This window comes from Enterobacter sp. UNJFSC 003 (assembly GCF_036903355.1).
Lineage (GTDB): Bacteria > Pseudomonadota > Gammaproteobacteria > Enterobacterales > Enterobacteriaceae > Enterobacter.
Genome location: NZ_JBAKHK010000271.1, coordinates 1 through 251 on the forward strand (window position 1 = coordinate 1; position 251 = coordinate 251).

The 251-nt window shown below is 40.2% G+C and carries 1 pseudogene; it reads right to left on the reverse strand.

Annotated elements, in window-relative coordinates:
• Positions 1–33: 33 nt before the first annotated feature.
• Positions 34–251: pseudogene (locus tag V5P19_RS24115) on the reverse strand (transcriptional regulator); the annotation flags it as partial.

Here is a 251-nt window from a genome sequence, read left to right on the forward strand (position 1 = left end):
GTGTAAACACCTTATCCGGCATACAGAACAATACTACACCGTAATTAATTTTACCCGCGTCTTCTGCAATGCCAGTTTATCCACCTCTGACACAGCATCATCGGTAATAATAATGTCAATTTTTTCGATTGGTAGTACCTGATTAAAACCGCGACGGTTAAATTTCGATGAATCGAGAACGGCAATCACTTTATTAGCGGCTGTGACCATCGCACCGCTAATAGAATAACCTTCATTAAAGGTCGTAATAC